This is a genomic window from Blautia hansenii DSM 20583 (assembly GCF_002222595.2).
Lineage (GTDB): Bacteria > Bacillota > Clostridia > Lachnospirales > Lachnospiraceae > Blautia > Blautia hansenii.
Genome location: NZ_CP022413.2, coordinates 317,944 through 337,260, shown reverse-complemented (window position 1 = coordinate 337,260; position 19,317 = coordinate 317,944). Strand labels below are relative to the sequence as shown.

Here is a 19,317-nt window from a genome sequence, read left to right as displayed (position 1 = left end):
TGTGTTTATTTTATGGAACATACTATACCGAAATTATGGGGTAAATGCAAGTTTTCTGTCACAGTTGGCATAAACAGCATACCATGGCTTCGTATCTCTCCGTTTTCTGTTCAATATCTTTCTCTGTGACACCATAATATCTATAAATACTGTTTGCTATTTTTTGAAGTCTCCTCATGTATTTATTCTCTCCGGTACATTGAATAGCTAAATGTTTATTTACCTTTTCTATGTTTATCTGTACGGAAGCATTTTCTGCACACTTGATTTTATATACGTGGAAATCCATTGGAAAATCCTTCTCTGAAATCTCATTCACCCCTTCTGCCCATTCTTCATATTTCGCATGAAACTCTCTCCACTGGTCTTTATCCGCCTCTTTGGGATATTCTGGTTTAGGCAATTCTTTTAAAAGCTCCGGTCTATATTCTTCAATTAAAGACTGTTTTAAATACTTTTTATGTTCTAAATAAAAATCATCGTGTTCTATTTCTTTTGCATTATATTTTTTCATTATAAATCTAATAACCTGCTTTATCGTATGAGGTTGCGCTTGAATACGCTCTTCTAACCGCATCCTCCGTATTTTATAAACAAGATATTTCACACTCCTTATAAAACTTTTCCTTTCTTTTGAACCTGCCACAAAAATACTTATAGGTCCATCGTCTCCTCCTATGATTGTTACACTTTTTCTTTTACTTTCCATAAAACACCCTCCTGTTTTAATCTATCTTCATTGCTTCTATTTTAGCAGACAAAATCTTAATCTACAATTACAAGAAATAACGAACACTGTTTTCGTTTGTCGCATATTCAAACATACTACAAGCTTATTATAAACAACGGATTACCAGATGGTATTATTGCCATATATCTTAATTATTTATTAAAAAGGAGAGCATTTAGCAATCCTTTCAAAGGATTTTCTAATGCTCTCCTGCTAATGGAATATTTAATTCATCGATACCTCAATTTTCTTCATGTCTTGAATTCCTTTTAAAATCTTTGCAGCATAATCAGCATCTCCTGCCCAGCCTGTTCCATTAGGATTATTAGGAATACTCAGCCATTCTACATAAGGCGCTTTTCCTCTAAGCCATGCTCCCCATCTGGGATCAACACATTCATTTTTCAACGGCTCTGTGTTTGCATAACATTTCAAATGCTGTACATGTGCTCGAATACCCATTCTTACATTTTCAAAAGAATTACCACTGACACCATTTCCAGTAGCCCCTAATCCCGCAAAATTAAACTGCTCGATTTTTACACTTCCGCCAAATTGCAGAAATCCTGTTTCAATCATAGATTGTATAAATGCCACTTCCGCCTTAATTCCTTCGGTTTCACATTCTTCATAATAAATTTGGCAGAATTCTTCAATTGTGGCTGCTCCACCTGCCTTTAACGCTTCAGCAGGATAAGGTTTTCCGCTCTTTTTATAATAGTTCACCATCTGTTCTACTGTAACAGAGCTGTCTCCCGCTATTTCGTAATACACCTTAATGGCGTCATTTACCGGCGGCTTTGAAGACGGCTGATTATTCAATTCACCTGAATTCTCAAAATAATACCATACGTTATCGATAAGCTGCCAACCCGTTACCATTGCTCCGCTTCCGTCGAAATAATATTTTTGATTTCCAATAGTCTGCCAGCCGGTCTGCATCGCTCCGCTTCCGTTCATATAGTACCATGTTCCGCCTATCTTCTGCCAACCGATTTGCTTCAAGCCCTCACTTGTATGATAATACCATTTACCATCTGTAAAATGCCAACCCGTATATAATGCTCCTGTGTTTGCATCAAGATACCATTTTTGTCCTCCTATCGTCTGCTCACCCTTTAACAGATAACCGGAAGTATTAAAATAGTACCACACATTATCAATAAACTGCCAGCCTGTTTGCATCTCCCCACTGGCATTAAAATAGAACTTTTCATTTCCAATGGCCTGAAATCCTGTGAGCATGGCTCCGCTTCCGTTCATATAATACCAATGATTTCCTAAAAGCTTCCAACCCGTCTGCATCGCTCCGCTTCCGTCCATATAGTACCACGTTCCGCCGATTTGCTGCCAGCCGGTCGTCATGACTCCGCTTTCATCCATATAATACCACGTTCCGCTTATAAGCTGCCAACCCGTTAGCATGGCTCCGCTTCCATTCATATAATACCAATGATTTCCTAAAAGCCTCCAACCCGTCTGCATCGCTCCGCTTCCGTCCATATAATACCATGTTCTGCCTATAAGCTGCCAACCCGTCTGCATCGCTCCGCTTCCGTCCATATAGTACCACATTCCGCCGATTTGCTGCCAACCCGTTGTCATCACTCCGTCAGCGTTCATATAATACCATGTTCCATCGATAAACTGCCAACCTGTTTGTTTCAATCCCTCATTTGTATGATGATACCATTTGCCAGCCGTATAATGCCAGCCGGTATATAATGCTCCTGTATTTTCATCAAGATACCATTTTGTTCCTGCAATGGTCTGCTCACCCTTTAACAAATAACCTGAGCCGTTAAAATAGTACCATACATTCTCAACAAGCTTCCAGCCGGTTGCCATAGCTCCACTTTCATTTAAGTAGTATGTCTGATTTCCAATAGTCTGCCAGCCGGTCTGCATCGCTCCGCTTCCGTTCATATAGTACCATGTTCCGCCTATAAGCTGCCAACCCGTCTTCATGGCTCCGCTGCTGTTCATATAATACCATGTTCCGCCGACTTGCTGCCAACCTGTCGTCATGGCTCCGCTGCTGTTCATATAGTACCATATTCCGCCAATCTGCTGCCAGCCGGTCGTCATGTTGCTGTTTGTATCAAAATAATACCATACGCCGTCTATGGATTTCCATGTGCTTGTTGCATATTTTCCGTTTCCTTCCTTCCATTTCCAATGCTCACCTGTAAACTCCCACTTACCTTTATCTTTTGTAAGGCCATAGTACTTGATAATTCCTGCGGCGTCTGCTTCACCTAATTTTTTAAGATTTTCCTCTGTTTGAAACCATTTTGCATCTGATACATTTGAAACAAACGCATGCTCAATAATCAATCCCGGAAAACCGTTTCGCTTTGAATGTCTGATTACTGCATAGCTGTCATCACCTTTGTCTCCACGATTTTTAAGTCCTAATTTTGCAAGCTCACCTACAATATCCTTCGCAAGCTCCTGTGCATTTTCCTCTCCTTGCGGATAATATACTTCTGCTCCCTGCGCTGCACCGGAAACCGAAGAATTGATATGAAAGCTGATAAATACGTCAGCATCCTTTGTTTTTGCCCACTCTACACGTTTCAGAATATCATCGATGCTGTTCGTATCAGGATATGGACAATTTCCGTCTGTTCTTGTCATATACACAGATACGCCTGAATACTGCTCCAACACTTCCTTACAATACTCTGCAATTTTTAAGGTTACAACTTCCTCTCTGACACCATTGGCAGTTGCTCCTGAATGTTTGCTGGCATCATGTCCGGGATCAAGCACAATAACTAAATTTGAATTGCTTCTTTCCTTTTTATTCTTATCAAACGGTACTGCCTGCTCAGAAAGTGCATCTGCAACATTTTTCTCAACCGTTGCTGCATTCGCTGTTTCAATTGTAACAACTGCCTCTTCCCCGGATTGACTTTCCATTTCTATGTAATCACTTTTAACACTATCATTGACCTTCTCACCCACTCCAAAGTAAGCGTTGATTTCAAGGTCTTCTGCTGTAAAAGTTTTTGTACCCAAGTCTGTTGTAACACTCAGCTCTGCTACATGATAAGCTCCTTGTTCAAAGCTATTCTCGTATAAGAAGAGGTTGTCCACTCTCTTTTGGGAATTTAAAACAGTTCGTGAGCCATCTTCATTCTCCACTACTAAATCTATACTCCGAATATCCGACGTTCTTTCTCCCCACGAAAGAACAATACTTTGCACAGCTCCCACGTCTAATTCTGCTTCATCGATATAAATATAATTCAGTTCATTTTCAATCTTTTTTGTTTCCTCTTGAACCTGAGATTTTGCTTCACCTGATGCACTTACTGTATTTCCTGTTGCCGGCAGTGCAAGCATTGCTCCTGCAAGCATCGTAACAGCCCACTTGGCTAACTTCTTTTTCATTTGTTCTCTCCTATTTTATTCAAATTTTCTTAAATATTCTGCATATTCTACATGACCGGTAGTTAATGTCTGTCCTTCTTCTGTAATTTTGATTTCTTCGGCTTTATATGCGTCCAGATATGTGTTTACAATACAGCCCACAATTTCTCTTTCCCCGGCAGTTCCAAAGCTTCTCAGCCAGTCCCCGAACACAGTATCTGTATCCAGTTCAAGCTTATCTCTGCTTACTTGAAAAGACAAAATCTCGCTGTCTGTGGGAACAATTTCATTCTCTTTTAACAATTCCCATAGAACTGTTTCATTTAATGTCTGACACTCTTTTGCTTCCGTTATGTACACTCCGTTATCGGGGTCAAGCCTATAAATATTTACAACCTCTGTTTTTATATCTTCTTTTTTCTCACATCCTGCAAAAGCCAACAGTATGCTGCAAGACAATAGTAAAACAGCTTTCTTTTTCATTTAGTTCCTCCCCTGTACAGCAAATTCCAAAGCTTAATTTCGAAATTCATTATAGCATCAAGCTTTTGTTCCTTCAATCACGAATTTTATTGCATACTTAATTGTATGATGCTGTAATATATGCTAAAATACAGAAACATTTATCTATCTTTTTAACAATTATTTCGCTCATCAAGCAAGGAGGTTATTATGATTACTTACAGAAAAGCGCTTCCGAAGGATTTCCCTCATATTCTCGATTTTCTTAATATGGTATTCAGTATGTCACATTGCCCTCATGATTTCCGTCAACTTCTTCCCAAAATCTATAAAGAAGGACAGGAGCAAAAATCTATTCACTATCTTGCTTTAGAAAATGAAGAAATTAAAGCCTGTGTATGCGTTGTTCCTGTTACCTTATATTGCGGTAATAAAACCATCACCTGCGCTACCGTAGGCAGTGTTTCCGTTCATCCTTATTCCAGAGGAAAAGGCTACATGCGTAAGCTGATGCACATGGCAATTCAGGACATGAAAAAGAATAATATTTCTATGAGCACGCTTTCCGGTCTCAGAAACCGCTATCAATACTATGGATATGAAAAAGGCGGCATTACTTTCCAATATTGCTTTACCTCAGATAATTTTCGCCACTGCCGTGAAAGATTTCCCAAACGGGACATTAACCTCTGCCAAATTCAGGATGAGAAAACTCCTTTACTGGCTAAAATTCAGGCAATACAGGAAAATCAATTATTATTTGTTAAAAGAAATCCCGAAGATTTCCTTTCTATTATGAAAAGCTGGAATACTAAACTTTATGCTATCTTGGAAAATCAGATGTGTAAGGGATATGCTGCCCTTCAGGGAAACCATATCTTAGAAATGTATTTAACCGATGAAAATTTGTTGTTTACCTCGCTGGAAAAATGCTTGACAGAAAGTAATTCAAAGGAGCTGTTCCTAAGAGTTTCCCCCTGCGACTCCCACCTATTTAAAGGGTGCACCCAACTTTTTGAGTCATTTTCCATATCTTTGGATGATAATTATATGATTTTTGATTATCCTAAGGTTTTAGAATTTTTCTTAAATGTAAAAGCTTCTTACATCCCTTTAAGCTCCGGAAGTTGGAATTTTACGATAAAAGAGCATGGAAGCTTCAAAATTCAGGTAGATAGCGGAATTCCTTCCGTTACACAAATAGAAAATCCAGAAGAACACTCTGCTTTGGAATTTTCTTCTTTTGAGAGTATTTTAGCTTTATTCTCTCCTAATCACAGCTTAATTTTAGATGAAACACAGTTACCGAAAAATTGTAACTGGTTTCCGTTGCCGTTGGGGCTGTCACCACTTGATAAATGTTGATAAATTTATTGGAAAATATAAGGACTTACTGATTTTAAATGCCTGAAATCAGTAAGTCTCCATATTTTGCAGATAAATTTCTATCATTTTTTTGCACAACGTAACATCTTCTAGCATTACTCTCATTTATATGACAAACACTCTTTTTAATTTCATTCTATCTGCATCATAGCCACGTGCGGGTTCAAGTCCCGCTGCCGCTTTTAACATTGTTACCAAATATTTGTATTTATTTCCTATGTTCCTATTTATTAACAAAATGTGATATGCGGAATATAACAGTTACATTACTAAAGATATCTTATGTTTTTACTTACCAAACGAAGTTTTTTAATCTCATTTAAGACTTTCTCGTTTAAATACATCTTATGTTCATATTTATCATAAATGCTAATTCTTTTACTACCTTTAAATACGTCTAACGTTATCGTTACTAAATATTTTAAAATATATCAGGCAATCATGGATTGCCCAATATATAAATTATTCCACCCTATTCGAATTCCTCGGCGGATGGCTTGAACTAGATACTTTTCTACGCTTTTTATTGGTTATATTATTTTCATTTTTCTAAAATTTTTCTTATATTGGTATCAGTACAAACTTTTAGAACCAAAATAGAGCCAAAAAATTTCTTTACCAAAAAGTCAACTGCCCACTTTCTTTAGTTTCCAACATATTAAGACGCTGTTGACATTTTTCTATCTTTTCCTCCCCCTTTATTAAATTATTTTTGGTGTTTTCAATTAAAGTTTTTATATCATCTGGCATTTCTTGCATCTCATATTTTTTTTCCAATCCGATTATGGAATTTCTTCTTTTTCTGTTACTTTTTTCAAGTCTTTTTATTCTCTCATTTAATCTAACAATCTTTCTTTCTTCTATACCTATTTCATTAAGTTCTTCAAGATACTTATTTTTCAGATTATCATAATTTTTCTTATTTATCAGAAATTGTATAGACTGTAACTCATCTATAATACTCTGATCAATCTTCACCCCCTTGTTCCCTTCAAATCGACTAATAAAATTATTCATTGAGTACATATGAAATTTGTTTTTAGTTTTTTCTGTGAACTCTTTCCTTAATTCTATGCGTGGGCCAACTGTTTTTCCCCGTTTAATATTCCACCAGTCTTCCTTTTGATCATGTGTAACATAAATCATGTCTTTTTTTTCAGTTTCTGAAAAATGTATTATTTCTTTCCATACTATCAAATCTCCATATGCATTATTATCTAGTACACCCTTTTTCTTAGCTGCGTCTTTATATCCTGGTGGGATCTTTTTTTCATACCTATCATTTCCTTCATTAATTATTTTTTTTATTTCTTCCTCATCAAACCCTCGTCCTACCTTTCCATCAAACAAATCAAGAATCTTGTCCAAAATAGGATCATCTATCACATCAGTCACTAATAAATCTCTCCTTTTGTTTGTATCAATCCAAGTTTCTATATAATTTTTTAGTCCAAGCAACTCACTATCTTCTTTCTTCATTCTAAGCATATCTGTACATACTTGTATAAACGAATTAGTTTCCTCATGCAATCGTTCATACCTATCTATGGTTTCAAATATTACCTCAACTCTATTTTCCATAAATTCGTGAGCTACATGATTAGGCATCCATATTCTATCCCTTAATTGTTCCATAGCACCTAATAATATATCTCTAGTTTTTTTTGAATATCTATATAAGTTCAAAAAAACATTTGTATCAAAAACAAACACTGCATTCTTCCATAACTCTTCTTTTTCTTCATCTTTTAATTCTAAATATTCTCGGATAGCATCTTTCATAACTTTTCCCTTTTATTATATTTATCTATAATATTCTAATAGTACACACAAAACTATCAATAACGAAAGATTAGAGCAAACACTATCTGCCCCTATGCTTCTCTTTCCTTTTCTGCTGTTTCAGTTCAAACTGCCGCTGTTTTTCTGTCTCCCGTTGTTCCCAGCTCACAGTCTTACGCTCAGTTTTCAACTGCTCCTGCTGCAATTTCAAAGCCTGTTGCGATTTTGTACCTATTCCAGTATTCTGTACTTGTTTTCGCACTTCTCGCTGTATCCGTTTCGGATTACGCCCAGTCTTCTTTACATCAGTTGCCACAGCCGGACTAAATCTTAGCTGATAGTAATTTTTCAAGACAAAATCATACACCTCATAGTCTTTCGGTTCCGCACAAAACGTAACCTTGCATACAGAGAGCTTTCCATCCGATATGCTTTCAAAAATGCCTACCCAGAATGGGTCTTCAAAAAATACTGTCAATCTGCCTGATACTTTGTCCATGCCAATTCCTCCTTAAATGATTGTGATGAACAAAGAACGGACGACCCTAAGGAGGGAGGGTTACTTACACCAGACGGTGCGGCCGGGCTACCTACCGACTCTATAAGAGATTATCTCTTACGTTGCGTTTTTATCTTTACTCTTTGATTTTACCACACAATCGACTTATTATCCACAAGAATCGAACCCTAAAGATAGCGTAAATTTACTGTCGGAAAAACACAGGCAGAATGCACCTATGATGTGTTTAAGATTAGTTCTGCTTATACTTTATTCTATTTCCTTGATTTTTACAAGCCATAAATATGTCCTTTAAAGTTGGCTATCTTCCTAATCTGTGGGTATGGAATACGATAAATCGGCAGTTCAGCCAGTTTTCCCAACACTCGTCTTCTTTTTCTCTCTTCCCTCAGCATTTCTTCACAGCTAAAAACAACCTCTTCACAACCAACTGCTTTTTGTAGATTTTCTTTTTGATAGCGCACTAATTCAAGCATATCCCTGCCATTGTAGTAATACGCTCTTAATTCAGCCATTTTTGACATTCCTTTGATACTCCATCCCATCGGACGAGAACTCATCCTGCTGGATAACACATGGCTCACATGTCCCTCTGCACTGCATCCTTTCACTCCGTCTTTATGGTTTAAGCGCAGCTTCGCTGCCGTCCAGTTTGACAGAAGGTACACTTTATTATCCTCGATACGTTTCACTTCCTTCTGATCCTTTAACCCTTCCTCTAGTTTTTCTACAATCTCTTCAAAATCCGATTTTTTCTTCTTACGGATTGCTTCATACAATTCTTTCCTCGTATCCTCCCGCCTGTCTTTCATATGGCTTGTCAGCTTCATGACCGCTTTTTCCAGATGGAATTCATCGAATACATAGGTTATTCCGGCAATGCTTTTTTTACCTGACTTTATCCATGCTCCGCCATCTGCATTCAGGTATATTTTTTTAATCCGGTTCACTTCATAGTGATTTTCTATATACTCGTAGACTTCATCCCAAAGTTTCCTGTTTTCCTTTCCGTTACATACACGGCAGAAATAATAAGGGTTAATCAGCTTATGTCTTTTACCCGCAGGTGCTTCTTTTTCAATTCCCTCGTATATATATACCAGTTTTGCTATTGCCTGATTATTTTTCCGGTTATTCTCTAAATTTATCAGATCACCTTTTCTTTCCCTGAACTGCAGGGAAACATGATCCTCATCTGCATCGATATATAGATAATCCACGACTTTCTTTTTTTCCAGCTGTTCCGTGTTTTTCGGGAATTCTAATGCGTGCAGCTTGTTCATGACCGTTTCTTTGCTTACACATTCTTCTGTCATACACGCAGATATCCCACCTTTTCTATAACTGGTCTGAACAGCTTCTCCAAGAAGCTCTGCTACTGCATCCTCACTCATCCTTTCATGTTTTTCAATCCCCATCACACGATCCAGCAAATACTCATATTTCCCTGTAAACTTATTTTTAAACAAGGTTTTATGATAAGTCACACTTCCAAGACTGGTAAGAAGTGTTGTTTCATCTTTGCGTTCCACATACCACTCTGGACGTGCCTGTCTGTTTTTGCAGAGAAATGCATCATACATTTCCAGCTCTTCTGCAATCATAGACAGTCCCAGATTGATCACACGCTCTTTTACACCTTTTACCATTTCTGCAATTTTTGTCATATCTGATGAATAATTCATAAAAACTTTTTCTAAATTTTTTCCCCCTTCTGTCTGAAATTGTTGTATACTTTTAATCATAGAAAGCACCTTCCTTTATGTAGATTTTGTCTGGGCAACTTAATCTTAACACAAAGTGGTGCTTTCTTCTTTTATCTATTTGTTTTTCCTACAAAAATTTTACACTAGCGTATTGAAAAATATACCGAAGAAATGAAACATAATCTGGAGCATTTCTCTGAAATTATGGATGAATGGTATTCACAAGTACCAGAAGAAATGCTGAAAGAAGATAAATTTCTTAAGCTGGCTTCTAACAAAGGAGAAGATGTAGCTTCGGAATCGGTTCAAAGCATTGTAGAGGAAATCATAGCCAACACTCAGACCACTGCCCCAAAACTTCTGATCGGAGGTGCGGAAAATTACTGCCGAATGATGATCGACACTTATTCTAATGATTATCTAAGCAAAGTATTTGACACAAAACATGATGCAGGAAGCAGAGAATATATTGTGAAAGCCTTCCGCTATTATTCCGAAAATAACTGCACAGAAAATAATTAGAGCCATTTTAGAGCCAAAGGACATAAAACAACCCCGGAAATGCCCATTTTATCAGCATTTCCGGGGTTCTGTCCGTTATTCAAATTCCAGACAGACAGTACGGAGTATTAGCAAAAATCGTTGATTTTAAGCCATTTTAAGGCAATATAAAAAGCTATAAAGCAATATAAAAAAATGAAAAAATGCAATTATAATGCAATGAAGTACATTTGATATTTTATTATTCAGTGTGAATGACAAATCCTCAATATCTTAAATTTTATAGTTTAGGGAACGTCAAAATTGATGTTCCCTTTCTATTTCTAGACGTTCAATAATGAGCGTCTATTTTTTTACCCAAAATGAAAGGAGGGTTTATTTTTATGAAAAAGATTATGAATCGCTTGCTTGCTGGCGTGCTTAGTCTTGCTGCGGTGTTTACAACACTACCCATTTCACAGGTTCAAGCAGCAGAAAAACAGTATTGGACAGAATCAGCAGAGCGAGTGGGAATGATTGAAAAAGTTATGAATGATGGCAGTATCGGTTCAACATTCAATGAGGGCATGATGAAAGTTGAGGGTGAAACTGCTTACTGTGTGGATATTAACACAAACTTTCAAAATGGATACAAAACAAGAGCTGATGCAAGCACCCGTATGAGTGCCGATCAGATAGCTGACGTTGCCCTTTCTTTGGAATACGTCAAGCTATATGCCGACAGTCATAAAGAGTTGAATTATAAACAAGTCTACTTATTAGAACAGTGTGTTGTGTGGCAGCGTTTAAGTGTCCACTTAGGCTGGAGCTGCGATAATGTACGAGCTTCTTATGATGAAATTTCCAAAGCGGTGCAGAATGAGGTATATGCTGGAGCAAAGGCTTTTGTAAAAGAAAAAAAAGGACGCTATGACTGCGGAGGATATATTTATTCTGGACAAGGACAGGAATTAGGACAGTTCTGGGCGAAACTGGTGGTCGGTAATGCGACACTTCAAAAATCGTCCTCCAATACCGACATTACCAGCAGCAATGAGCTTTACTCTATCGCTGGTGCGACTTATGGTGTCTATTCTGATAAAGGCTGCACAAAACAGCTTGCCACCCTTACGACAGATTCTAATGGAAACACCGAAACTGTGGAGGTAAGAGCTGGTACAGTCTACATCAAAGAGCTGTCTGCTCCTGCTGGATATAAAGTTGATGATACCGTTTACCCACTGACGGTCAAAGCTGGTGAAACTTCTACTTTAAAAGTGAGTGATACCCCAAAGGTTACAGAAACCTTGATTGAGCTTTTTAAGATTGACATGGAAACAGGAAAAGCCACTGCACAGGGTAACGCTTCTTTAGAGGGTGCAGAGTTTACATGGAATTTCTACGCTAGCTACTACAACAAAGATAATCAAAGAAAATCTTCTGGCAGCTCTGGAACGCTACAATCCAGAGTCACCGCTTACCATGCTGTTTGATTATGTGAGGATTCGTTTTCCGACTACGGACGTACGATATGTGGTGGAAACGATTCTTAAATTGAAATTGGGCTTTATGATACATGAGGACTTTGGATTCTACTCCTATTCCGAGCATTACTACATGGGTGTGTTGTGGTATACTAAAGTTGTAACATTCCGTTCGGATAAAATAGAATAAAACGAACAAGGAGAAACCACCATGACCAAAAAGTACAGCGAAGAATTTAAAAAGCAGATGGTACAGGAATATTTAAAAGGTACCAGCTATCCAAAACTTTCAAAAGAATATCAGGTTGCAAAATCCACCCTTGTAGGATGGGTAAAAAAATACAGCGAAGAATGCCAGTCTACAAAGCCACAAACCTCTCCCTCTTTTTCAGAAAATGCAAAGGAAATACACGAGCTTCATAAGCGTATCCAGGAACTGGAAAAGGAAAATCTTTTCTTAAAAAAAGCGGCGGCATTCTTTGCAAAGGAAATCGATTAGAGGCTTATCGATTTATTGATGAACATAAGGATTTCTTTGGGTTACGCTGGTTATTAAAGCATTTCCATATTTATCCCAATGCTTATTATAATTACCGGAAAAACCGGAAGAAATCTTTTCTGCAGCATCGGCAACAAGTTTTTGAACAAATTAAAACCATTTATTATAATAACAACCGAATTTTAGGACATAGACCCATGAGGATCTTTTTGAAAAGGCAGGAGATTTCTCTAAGTAAGACTACCGTCCATAAATATATGAACCAAATTCTGGGACTTCATGCAAGGATCATGAGAAAGAAGCCGGCATATGTCCATGGAACAAAAAATAAGATTTTCCCAAACCTCCTAAAGCAGGATTTCCATTGTACGGAGCCAAACCGGATATGGTGTACAGATTTCACCTATATCCGTATGAGGAATGGAAAAATGCGTTATAACTGCTCTATTCTTGATTTATATGACCGTAGTATAGTTGCCACTTTAAATTCGGATTATATCAATACGGAATTGGCAAAAGCAACTTTAGAGAAGGCACTGATGGAAGAAAAGCCTGAAAAAGGATTGATTTTACATAGCGATCAAGGCTGCCAGTTTACATCATGGGGGTTTATCAATTATTGTGAAAGCAGGGGGATTTGTCAGAGTATGAGTAAGGCAGGCTGTCCTTATGATGTAGGACGGATTTTGCGGACATTCAAAATAAAAAAGAATGTGGAGGTAACAGACAATGGCAAAATCATTATTTGAGGAACTGGGCGGCAAATACGAAAGGCAAGGGGATTATTTGATACCGTGCTTAACTGTACCCGCCGAAGAAGAACAGGCAATAGGCATCTGGGGGCAACGGCATTTAGATTATCTAAAACAGTACCGTAAAGTTACATACACCAATCTTCTTACAAGCGGCAGGCTAAACGCCTACCTTGCCGACATCAACAGACAGGCACAGGAACGCTTTGAAAGGCTCATAGAGGGTATGAAACAGGCACAGGGCATAACGGAACAGCTAAAGGCAGAAAACGCCTTAGAATGGACAGGATGCCTCAATAACATAAGGGCTTGTGCGAGGGAGATTGTGGAAAAGGAAATTATTTTTGCATAAACAGATGATTAGTGGCAGGGGGAAATCCTGCCGCTTTTTCTGCTTTAGTTTGTCAGCTTGACAAATAAAGGGTTAAGGAATATAATTAGATTCAGTATTATACAAGGAGTTAATAAATATGCGGCAAGGTATTCTTAAATAAACTGTCAATTTGATAGTGGGAACAAAAAGTAGCAGTCCCGTTTCACTTTTAATATGGGGCTTAGTTTTTTGTACCCAGTTTAAGAATACTTTTATCATGTAATTTTATATGCCCGAAAACATATAAGTGTTTTGGGGCTATTGGAGTTATTTACCCAGTGATAGGAGTATTTATCACTGGGTATTTTTATGCCCTTTTTTGGGTGTTGATAGGAGGAAAATCACATGAAAATAATTAACTTAGGCATTCTGGCTCACGTTGACGCAGGAAAGACAACATTAACGGAAAGTTTATTGTATACCAGTGGTGCAATTGCAGAACTAGGGAGCGTAGATGAAGGCACAACAAGGACAGATACAATGAATTTGGAGCGTCAAAGGGGAATCACTATCCAGACAGCAGTGACATCTTTTCAGTGGGAGGATGTAAAAGTCAACATTATAGATACGCCAGGCCATATGGATTTTTTGGCGGAAGTATACCGTTCTTTATCCGTATTAGACGGAGCAGTATTATTAGTTTCTGCAAAGGATGGCATACAGGCACAGACCCGTATACTGTTTCATGCACTACAGATAATGAAGATTCCGACAATTTTTTTCATCAATAAAATTGACCAAGAGGGGATTGATTTGCCAATGGTATATCGGGAAATGAAAGCAAAGCTTTCTTCGGAAATTATAGTGAAGCAAAAGGTTGGGCAGCATCCCCATATAAATGTAACGGACAATGACGATATGGAACAGTGGGATGCGGTAATTATGGGAAACGATGAACTATTAGAGAAATATATGTCAGGGAAACCGTTTAAAATGTCAGAACTGGAACAGGAAGAAAACAGGAGATTCCAAAACGGAACGTTATTTCCCGTTTATCACGGAAGCGCTAAAAACAATCTGGGGATTCGGCAGCTTATAGAAGTAATTGCCAGTAAATTTTATTCATCAACGCCTGAAGGTCAATCTGAACTATGCGGGCAGGTTTTTAAGATTGAATATTCAGAGAAAAGGCGGCGTTTTGTTTATGTGCGTATATATAGCGGAACATTGCATTTGAGGGATGTTATTAGAATATCTGAAAAAGAGAAAATAAAAATCACAGAGATGTGTGTTCCGACAAACGGTGAATTATATTCATCCGATACAGCCTGCTCTGGTGATATTGTAATTTTACCAAATGATGTTTTGCAGCTAAACAGTATTTTGGGGAACGAAATACTGTTGCCGCAGAGAAAATTTATTGAAAATCCTCTCCCTATGCTCCAAACAACGATTGCAGTAAAGAAATCTGAACAGCGGGAAATATTGCTTGGGGCACTTACAGAAATTTCAGATGGCGACCCTCTTTTAAAATATTATGTGGATACTACAACGCATGAGATTATACTTTCTTTTTTGGGGAATGTGCAGATGGAAGTCATTTGTGCCATCCTTGAGGAAAAATATCATGTGGAGGCAGAAATAAAAGAGCCTACTGTTATATATATGGAAAGACCGCTTAGAAAAGCAGAATATACCATCCACATAGAAGTCCCGCCAAATCCTTTCTGGGCTTCTGTCGGGTTGTCCATAGAGCCGCTCCCTATTGGAAGCGGAGTGCAGTATGAAAGCAGAGTTTCACTTGGATATTTAAATCAATCGTTCCAAAATGCGGTTATGGAGGGGGTTCTTTATGGCTGCGAGCAGGGGCTGTATGGATGGAAAGTGACAGACTGTAAAATCTGTTTTGAATATGGATTGTATTATAGTCCTGTAAGTACCCCCGCAGACTTTCGGCTGCTTTCCCCTATCGTATTGGAGCAGGCTTTAAAAAAAGCAGGGACAGAACTATTAGAGCCATATCTCCACTTTGAAATTTATGCACCGCAGGAATATCTCTCACGGGCGTATCATGATGCTCCAAGGTATTGTGCAGATATTGTAAGTACTCAGATAAAGAATGACGAGGTCATTCTGAAAGGAGAAATCCCTGCTAGATGTATTCAAGAATACAGGAACGATTTAACTTATTTCACAAATGGGCAGGGAGTCTGCTTGACAGAGTTAAAAGGATACCAGCCAGCTATTGGTAAATTTATTTGCCAACCCCGCCGCCCGAATAGCCGTATAGATAAGGTTCGGCATATGTTCCACAAGTTAGCTTAACAGCTTGCAAAAGTCATATAAAATGAGATTTGAAAGGATTAGAGACTAATTATGATGAAATGCGAATGGATATTGTGTCCTGTTTGTGGGAGCAAAACCCGTAATAAAATTAGGAAGGACACTGTTTTGGAGAATTATCCCCTTTATTGTCCAAAATGCAGACAAGAAAGATTGATTAAAGTTGACAACTTGAAGATAACTGTCATCAAAGAGCCAGACGCTTAAGACGCAGAGCCGATGAAATTGTGGAACAATTCACGAATCATCGGCTCTTTTTGTTTCGTATTTGAAAGAACAAACTCACCAAATAAAAAAAACGATATTCGGGTGGGTTATTTTGTTATACCCTAAATTACCCTCTGAATTTGTTTTTAAATTTGGAGGGATTTTTTTATGTCCTTTTTTCGGGCAGTTATCTATCTGCTCATACGAAGCAAAATTTATCAATACATAGCATATCAGAGAACGGCAGGAAACCAGTTAAAAAAATTTCTGCCAGTGCAACGGTACTTCTCACCTTGAAAGTAGAAGTACAATCTCCATACAATAGAATTACTATTTCCTATAACCGTAAAGGTCACAGAGCCTTTGCGGTTTTTCTTTTGTCGATTTTTGTTGGAAAGTGCCGTAGGGCTGTTTCTGATATGCGGTGTCGTTCTCCGCCTCTCCATCTGGATTTTTTACATTTCAAAAATTCAGATGGGAGGTATTTATGGTGAAATATGCACCAAGAAAGGTATATATCAGAGAAAGTGGCGGCTATGTGGAATTATCCTACACGGAGTTCTGCCGTTGCAGGGAATCCGACCAGACCTATATGGACAAGCTGTTTATCCCCATTCAAGGCTGTCTGCTTGAAGTCGTGAGGGAGCAATACACAGACTTCTACCGTGACAAGGAACGGTGGCGTTATCTGCAAAAATTAGATACAAAGAATAGACTGCTATCTCTCGACGGATTTACGGACAGCGAGGGGAATCCTCTGGACTTTATCACTGATGAAGCGGTGGACATTGCAGAAACCGTTGTCAATGCGGTCATGGTGGACAGGCTGAAAGCCGCCCTGCCTTTGCTGTCGGATAGTGAACAGGAGCTGATACAGGCAATCTTTTTTGACGGACTTTCCGAGCGTGAAGTCGGGGCGAGGTTGGGCATAACCCAGAGCGTTGTAAACAAACGCAAAGCCAGAATCCTAATAAAACTAAGAAAGATAATAGAAAATTAAAATTTAAGGCGTTCAGCCCCCTTGTTTTTTCCTTTGGGAAGATGAGGGGGCTTTTCTCTGCCCTCTCAATCAATTCTGATTGGAGGAAGTAAGAATGGCATACAACCACGGACGGGAGGACAGGAAATGGCGTATCTGGAAAGAAGCGGAGGAAAAGCTGCTGCGTGAGTGCGGCGTTGATGAAGCGACCATTGAGCAGATACGCATGGCGGACAGGGCAGACTTCAATTCCAACAGGCGGTTTTACCGATGGACGAATGACGTTGCGGAATATCTTGAGGACATGGCAGGCAGGGAGCGGCAGGCGGAAGTGGGTACGGTTGCGGAGTTACTGGAAGAGATTGAGAGCGAAAATCTCTATCAAGTATTAGTCACGGTGGACGGGCGTACCTTGAAAATCGTCCTGCTGAAAATGCAGGGGTATTCCACAAAGGAGATTGCCCCGCTTGTGCATTTGACGACTGGTGCCATCTATGCGAGGTTAGACCATCTGCGGAAGAAGCTGCGGAAAATTTTATAGCTTCTAAAACAGCCTGCCATCCTGCGGGCTACTGGGTGAGGGATGGAAATCCCCTCACTCATTTTTTGCAGGAGGACAACAGGATGGCATACAGGGTTAAGGCATACACGCTTCGGGAGGAATCCACGGAAAGCGGCACAAGGTATTTTATCAGCTTTAAGGACGGGCAGGGCAAATCCCACGAGTTGGAAGTGTCGGAACAGTTCTTTATGGAGTTTCGGCAGATGGAGCGCAGGAACAGGAATCTTTTCTAATGGGACGAGCGGCACAGGGAGTTTAACGAGGTATGGGACGAAACCCTTTACAGACGGGCGTTGCGTGTGCCTAAGAGCCTTGATGAACGCATGGTTGAGGAAGAACGGAATGAAACGCTCTATAAGGCGGTTGGGAGCCTTCCAGAGATACAAAGGCGGCGTTTCCTGCTCTACTACGAGTATGAGTTCAATTTTTACCAAATCGCCGCTATGGAGCATTGCACCGCTTCGGCAATACAGAAATCTGTTGCGATTGCAAAGGAGAAAGTAAAGGCGGAAATTGAAGAAATATCTCCAACCGTGACCGACACCGCCCGAAAAAGAAATCTGTTTTTTATTTGTGTGGGATTGGCGGCATTACATACTCTCACTTTTTTCCGTGGGAGTAAATCTATTTTTAAGGAGGTCAACGCCTATGTGCAACGAAAACAAAGACACCGCCCGAAAGGAGGAAAGCCATGCAGAAGTTACAGACAGTCAACGCCGAAACGCTCCTTTATGAACCGCTTGAGAAACCATCCTTTGTGGTGGACAGCCTTATCCCGACAGGCTTATCGCTGTTCTGCGGCTCACAGAAGATAGGCAAAAGCTGGCTCATGCTGAAGCTATGCTTATGCGTGTCGCAGGGAATCCCTTTATGGGATATGCCGACAATGGAGGGCGATGTGCTTTACCTCTGCCTTGAGGACACGTTCTGCCGCATACAGGACAGGTTATTTCGTTTGACGGACGAAGCAAGCGGGCGGCTCCACTTTGCCGTGGCAAGCTGCAAGCTGTCAGACGGTCTTATCGTGCAGCTTGAAGATTATCTGAAAGATTACCCAGACAGCAGGCTCATTGTCATTGATACCTTGCAGAAAGTCCGTACAGCTTCAAAAGACAATGCCTATGCAAGCGACTATGGGGACATCTCCCTCATCAAAGACTTTGCCGACAGGCACTCTCTGGCGGTCATTGTCGTACACCACATCCGAAAGCAGAATGACAGCGACGTGTTCAACAAGGTGTCTGGGACGACAGGATTAACGGGGAGTGCGGACGCTACCTTTGTTCTGGAAAAGGAGAAACGTGCGTCTGACACCGCCAAGCTGTATGTGACGGGCAGGGACACGCCTTATCAGGAATACACGCTGCGTTTCCGTGATTGCCGTTGGGAGCTTGTGGAGCGGAAAACGCAGGAGCAGCTTGCGAAAGAAACGATACCAGATGTCCTTTTTCGGTTGGTGGATTTTATGAGGGATAAGGAAGAATGGATAGGCACGGCAACGGAACTGTTAGCCGCTATGGGGGAAACGGAAACCATACCCACGGTGATTACGAAATGGCTGAATGAATACCGCACCACATTTTTAAGCGAGAACCGTATCTGCTACCAGTACAGCCGCAGGAAAGACGGCAGGCGGATTGCCCTTGCAAGGAGGGCGGGTGACAGCGGTGATGGTGGTGACAGCGATATTAGGATACCCCCCTGTTACTGTCATTGACGCTTAAAGCCATGTAA

15 protein-coding genes and 4 pseudogenes are annotated in these 19,317 nt (G+C 39.6%); 13 read left to right on the top strand and 6 right to left on the bottom strand.

Annotated elements, in window-relative coordinates; genetic code table 11:
- Positions 1-58: 58 nt before the first annotated feature.
- The 3 genes from CGC63_RS01660 to CGC63_RS01650 form a co-directional block, all read right to left on the bottom strand.
- Positions 59-709 carry a hypothetical protein gene (locus CGC63_RS01660; protein WP_004221583.1) on the bottom strand — a complete coding sequence of 217 codons (651 nt, stop codon included), beginning with the start codon at positions 707-709 and terminating at the stop codon, positions 59-61.
- A 246-nt stretch (positions 710-955) separates the two neighbouring features.
- Entirely contained in the window at positions 956-4,129 is a 3,174-nt protein-coding gene (locus CGC63_RS01655; protein ID WP_004221586.1) for an N-acetylmuramoyl-L-alanine amidase, read from the bottom strand.
- Between the two features lie 15 nt (positions 4,130-4,144).
- Positions 4,145-4,591: a GerMN domain-containing protein gene (locus CGC63_RS01650; RefSeq protein ID WP_004221588.1), complete on the bottom strand. Its 447-nt coding sequence runs from the start codon at positions 4,589-4,591 to the stop codon at positions 4,145-4,147.
- Positions 4,592-4,780: 189 nt separating this feature from the next.
- Here CGC63_RS01650 and CGC63_RS01645 point away from each other — a divergent pair, with 189 nt between their 5' ends.
- Positions 4,781-5,935: a GNAT family N-acetyltransferase gene (locus tag CGC63_RS01645; protein ID WP_004221591.1), complete on the top strand. Its 1,155-nt coding sequence runs from the start codon at positions 4,781-4,783 to the stop codon at positions 5,933-5,935.
- Between the two features lie 636 nt (positions 5,936-6,571).
- Here the strand turns inward: CGC63_RS01645 and CGC63_RS01640 are convergent.
- The 3 genes from CGC63_RS01640 to CGC63_RS01630 all read right to left on the bottom strand — a co-directional run bounded on the left by CGC63_RS01640 (position 6,572) and on the right by CGC63_RS01630 (position 10,003).
- Positions 6,572-7,738 carry a PIN domain-containing protein gene (locus CGC63_RS01640; RefSeq protein WP_004221595.1) on the bottom strand — a complete coding sequence of 389 codons (1,167 nt, stop codon included), beginning with the start codon at positions 7,736-7,738 and terminating at the stop codon, positions 6,572-6,574.
- Positions 7,739-7,820: 82 nt separating this feature from the next.
- Positions 7,821-8,237: a YjdF family protein gene (locus CGC63_RS01635; RefSeq protein ID WP_004221597.1), complete on the bottom strand. Its 417-nt coding sequence runs from the start codon at positions 8,235-8,237 to the stop codon at positions 7,821-7,823.
- Between the two features lie 290 nt (positions 8,238-8,527).
- Entirely contained in the window at positions 8,528-10,003 is a 1,476-nt protein-coding gene (locus tag CGC63_RS01630; protein WP_004221599.1) for an ISLre2 family transposase, read from the bottom strand.
- Between the two features lie 111 nt (positions 10,004-10,114).
- Between CGC63_RS01630 and CGC63_RS01625 the strand changes: the two genes are divergently transcribed.
- From CGC63_RS01625 to CGC63_RS01560, 12 genes and pseudogenes are all read left to right on the top strand, one after another.
- Positions 10,115-10,486: a TipAS antibiotic-recognition domain-containing protein gene (locus CGC63_RS01625; RefSeq protein ID WP_259805503.1), complete on the top strand. Its 372-nt coding sequence runs from the start codon at positions 10,115-10,117 to the stop codon at positions 10,484-10,486.
- Between the two features lie 362 nt (positions 10,487-10,848).
- Positions 10,849-11,871 (top strand): annotated as a pseudogene (locus CGC63_RS01620) (MSCRAMM family protein); the annotation flags it as partial.
- A 13-nt stretch (positions 11,872-11,884) separates the two neighbouring features.
- Positions 11,885-12,067: pseudogene (locus CGC63_RS01615) on the top strand (MobT family relaxase); the annotation flags it as partial.
- A gap of 72 nt (positions 12,068-12,139) precedes the next feature.
- Positions 12,140-12,427 carry a transposase gene (locus tag CGC63_RS01610; protein ID WP_004841766.1) on the top strand — a complete coding sequence of 96 codons (288 nt, stop codon included), beginning with the start codon at positions 12,140-12,142 and terminating at the stop codon, positions 12,425-12,427.
- Positions 12,403-13,176 (top strand): IS3 family transposase, encoded by a 774-nt coding sequence (locus tag CGC63_RS01605; RefSeq protein WP_154965436.1) that lies wholly within the window; start codon positions 12,403-12,405, stop codon positions 13,174-13,176. Before CGC63_RS01610 ends, CGC63_RS01605 begins: the two co-directional genes overlap by 25 nt.
- Entirely contained in the window at positions 13,157-13,531 is a 375-nt protein-coding gene (locus tag CGC63_RS01600) for a TnpV protein (protein WP_001129922.1), read from the top strand. The genes CGC63_RS01605 and CGC63_RS01600 overlap by 20 nt, the downstream gene beginning before the upstream one ends.
- Positions 13,532-13,897: 366 nt before the next feature.
- A complete protein-coding gene (tet(O), locus tag CGC63_RS01595; RefSeq protein WP_000691758.1) occupies positions 13,898-15,817 on the top strand; it encodes a tetracycline resistance ribosomal protection protein Tet(O) in 1,920 nt (639 codons plus the stop codon).
- Positions 15,818-15,868: 51 nt separating this feature from the next.
- Complete coding sequence (locus tag CGC63_RS01590; RefSeq protein WP_002779755.1) at positions 15,869-16,042, top strand: cysteine-rich KTR domain-containing protein; 174 nt, start codon at positions 15,869-15,871, stop codon at positions 16,040-16,042.
- Positions 16,043-16,532: 490 nt separating this feature from the next.
- On the top strand, positions 16,533-17,042 hold the full coding sequence (locus CGC63_RS01575; RefSeq protein ID WP_105116765.1) for a sigma-70 family RNA polymerase sigma factor: 510 nt from the start codon (positions 16,533-16,535) through the stop codon (positions 17,040-17,042).
- A gap of 94 nt (positions 17,043-17,136) precedes the next feature.
- On the top strand, positions 17,137-17,562 hold the full coding sequence (locus tag CGC63_RS01570) for an RNA polymerase sigma factor (RefSeq protein ID WP_000323895.1): 426 nt from the start codon (positions 17,137-17,139) through the stop codon (positions 17,560-17,562).
- Positions 17,563-17,645: 83 nt separating this feature from the next.
- Positions 17,646-18,120 (top strand): annotated as a pseudogene (locus CGC63_RS15235) (RNA polymerase sigma factor).
- 154 nt (positions 18,121-18,274) lie between these two features.
- Positions 18,275-19,307: pseudogene (locus tag CGC63_RS01560) on the top strand (AAA family ATPase).
- Positions 19,308-19,317: the final 10 nt, after the last annotated feature.

Coding starts and splice junctions, on each gene's coding strand:
- CGC63_RS01660 (WP_004221583.1), bottom strand. CDS start 709: ATGGAAAGTAAAAGAAAAAGTGTAACAATCATAGGAGGAGACGATGGA.
- CGC63_RS01655 (WP_004221586.1), bottom strand. CDS start 4,129: ATGAAAAAGAAGTTAGCCAAGTGGGCTGTTACGATGCTTGCAGGAGCA.
- CGC63_RS01650 (WP_004221588.1), bottom strand. CDS start 4,591: ATGAAAAAGAAAGCTGTTTTACTATTGTCTTGCAGCATACTGTTGGCT.
- CGC63_RS01645 (WP_004221591.1), top strand. CDS start 4,781: ATGATTACTTACAGAAAAGCGCTTCCGAAGGATTTCCCTCATATTCTC.
- CGC63_RS01640 (WP_004221595.1), bottom strand. CDS start 7,738: ATGAAAGATGCTATCCGAGAATATTTAGAATTAAAAGATGAAGAAAAA.
- CGC63_RS01635 (WP_004221597.1), bottom strand. CDS start 8,237: ATGGACAAAGTATCAGGCAGATTGACAGTATTTTTTGAAGACCCATTC.
- CGC63_RS01630 (WP_004221599.1), bottom strand. CDS start 10,003: ATGATTAAAAGTATACAACAATTTCAGACAGAAGGGGGAAAAAATTTA.
- CGC63_RS01610 (WP_004841766.1), top strand. CDS start 12,140: ATGACCAAAAAGTACAGCGAAGAATTTAAAAAGCAGATGGTACAGGAA.
- CGC63_RS01600 (WP_001129922.1), top strand. CDS start 13,157: ATGGCAAAATCATTATTTGAGGAACTGGGCGGCAAATACGAAAGGCAA.
- CGC63_RS01590 (WP_002779755.1), top strand. CDS start 15,869: ATGATGAAATGCGAATGGATATTGTGTCCTGTTTGTGGGAGCAAAACC.
- CGC63_RS01570 (WP_000323895.1), top strand. CDS start 17,137: ATGGCATACAACCACGGACGGGAGGACAGGAAATGGCGTATCTGGAAA.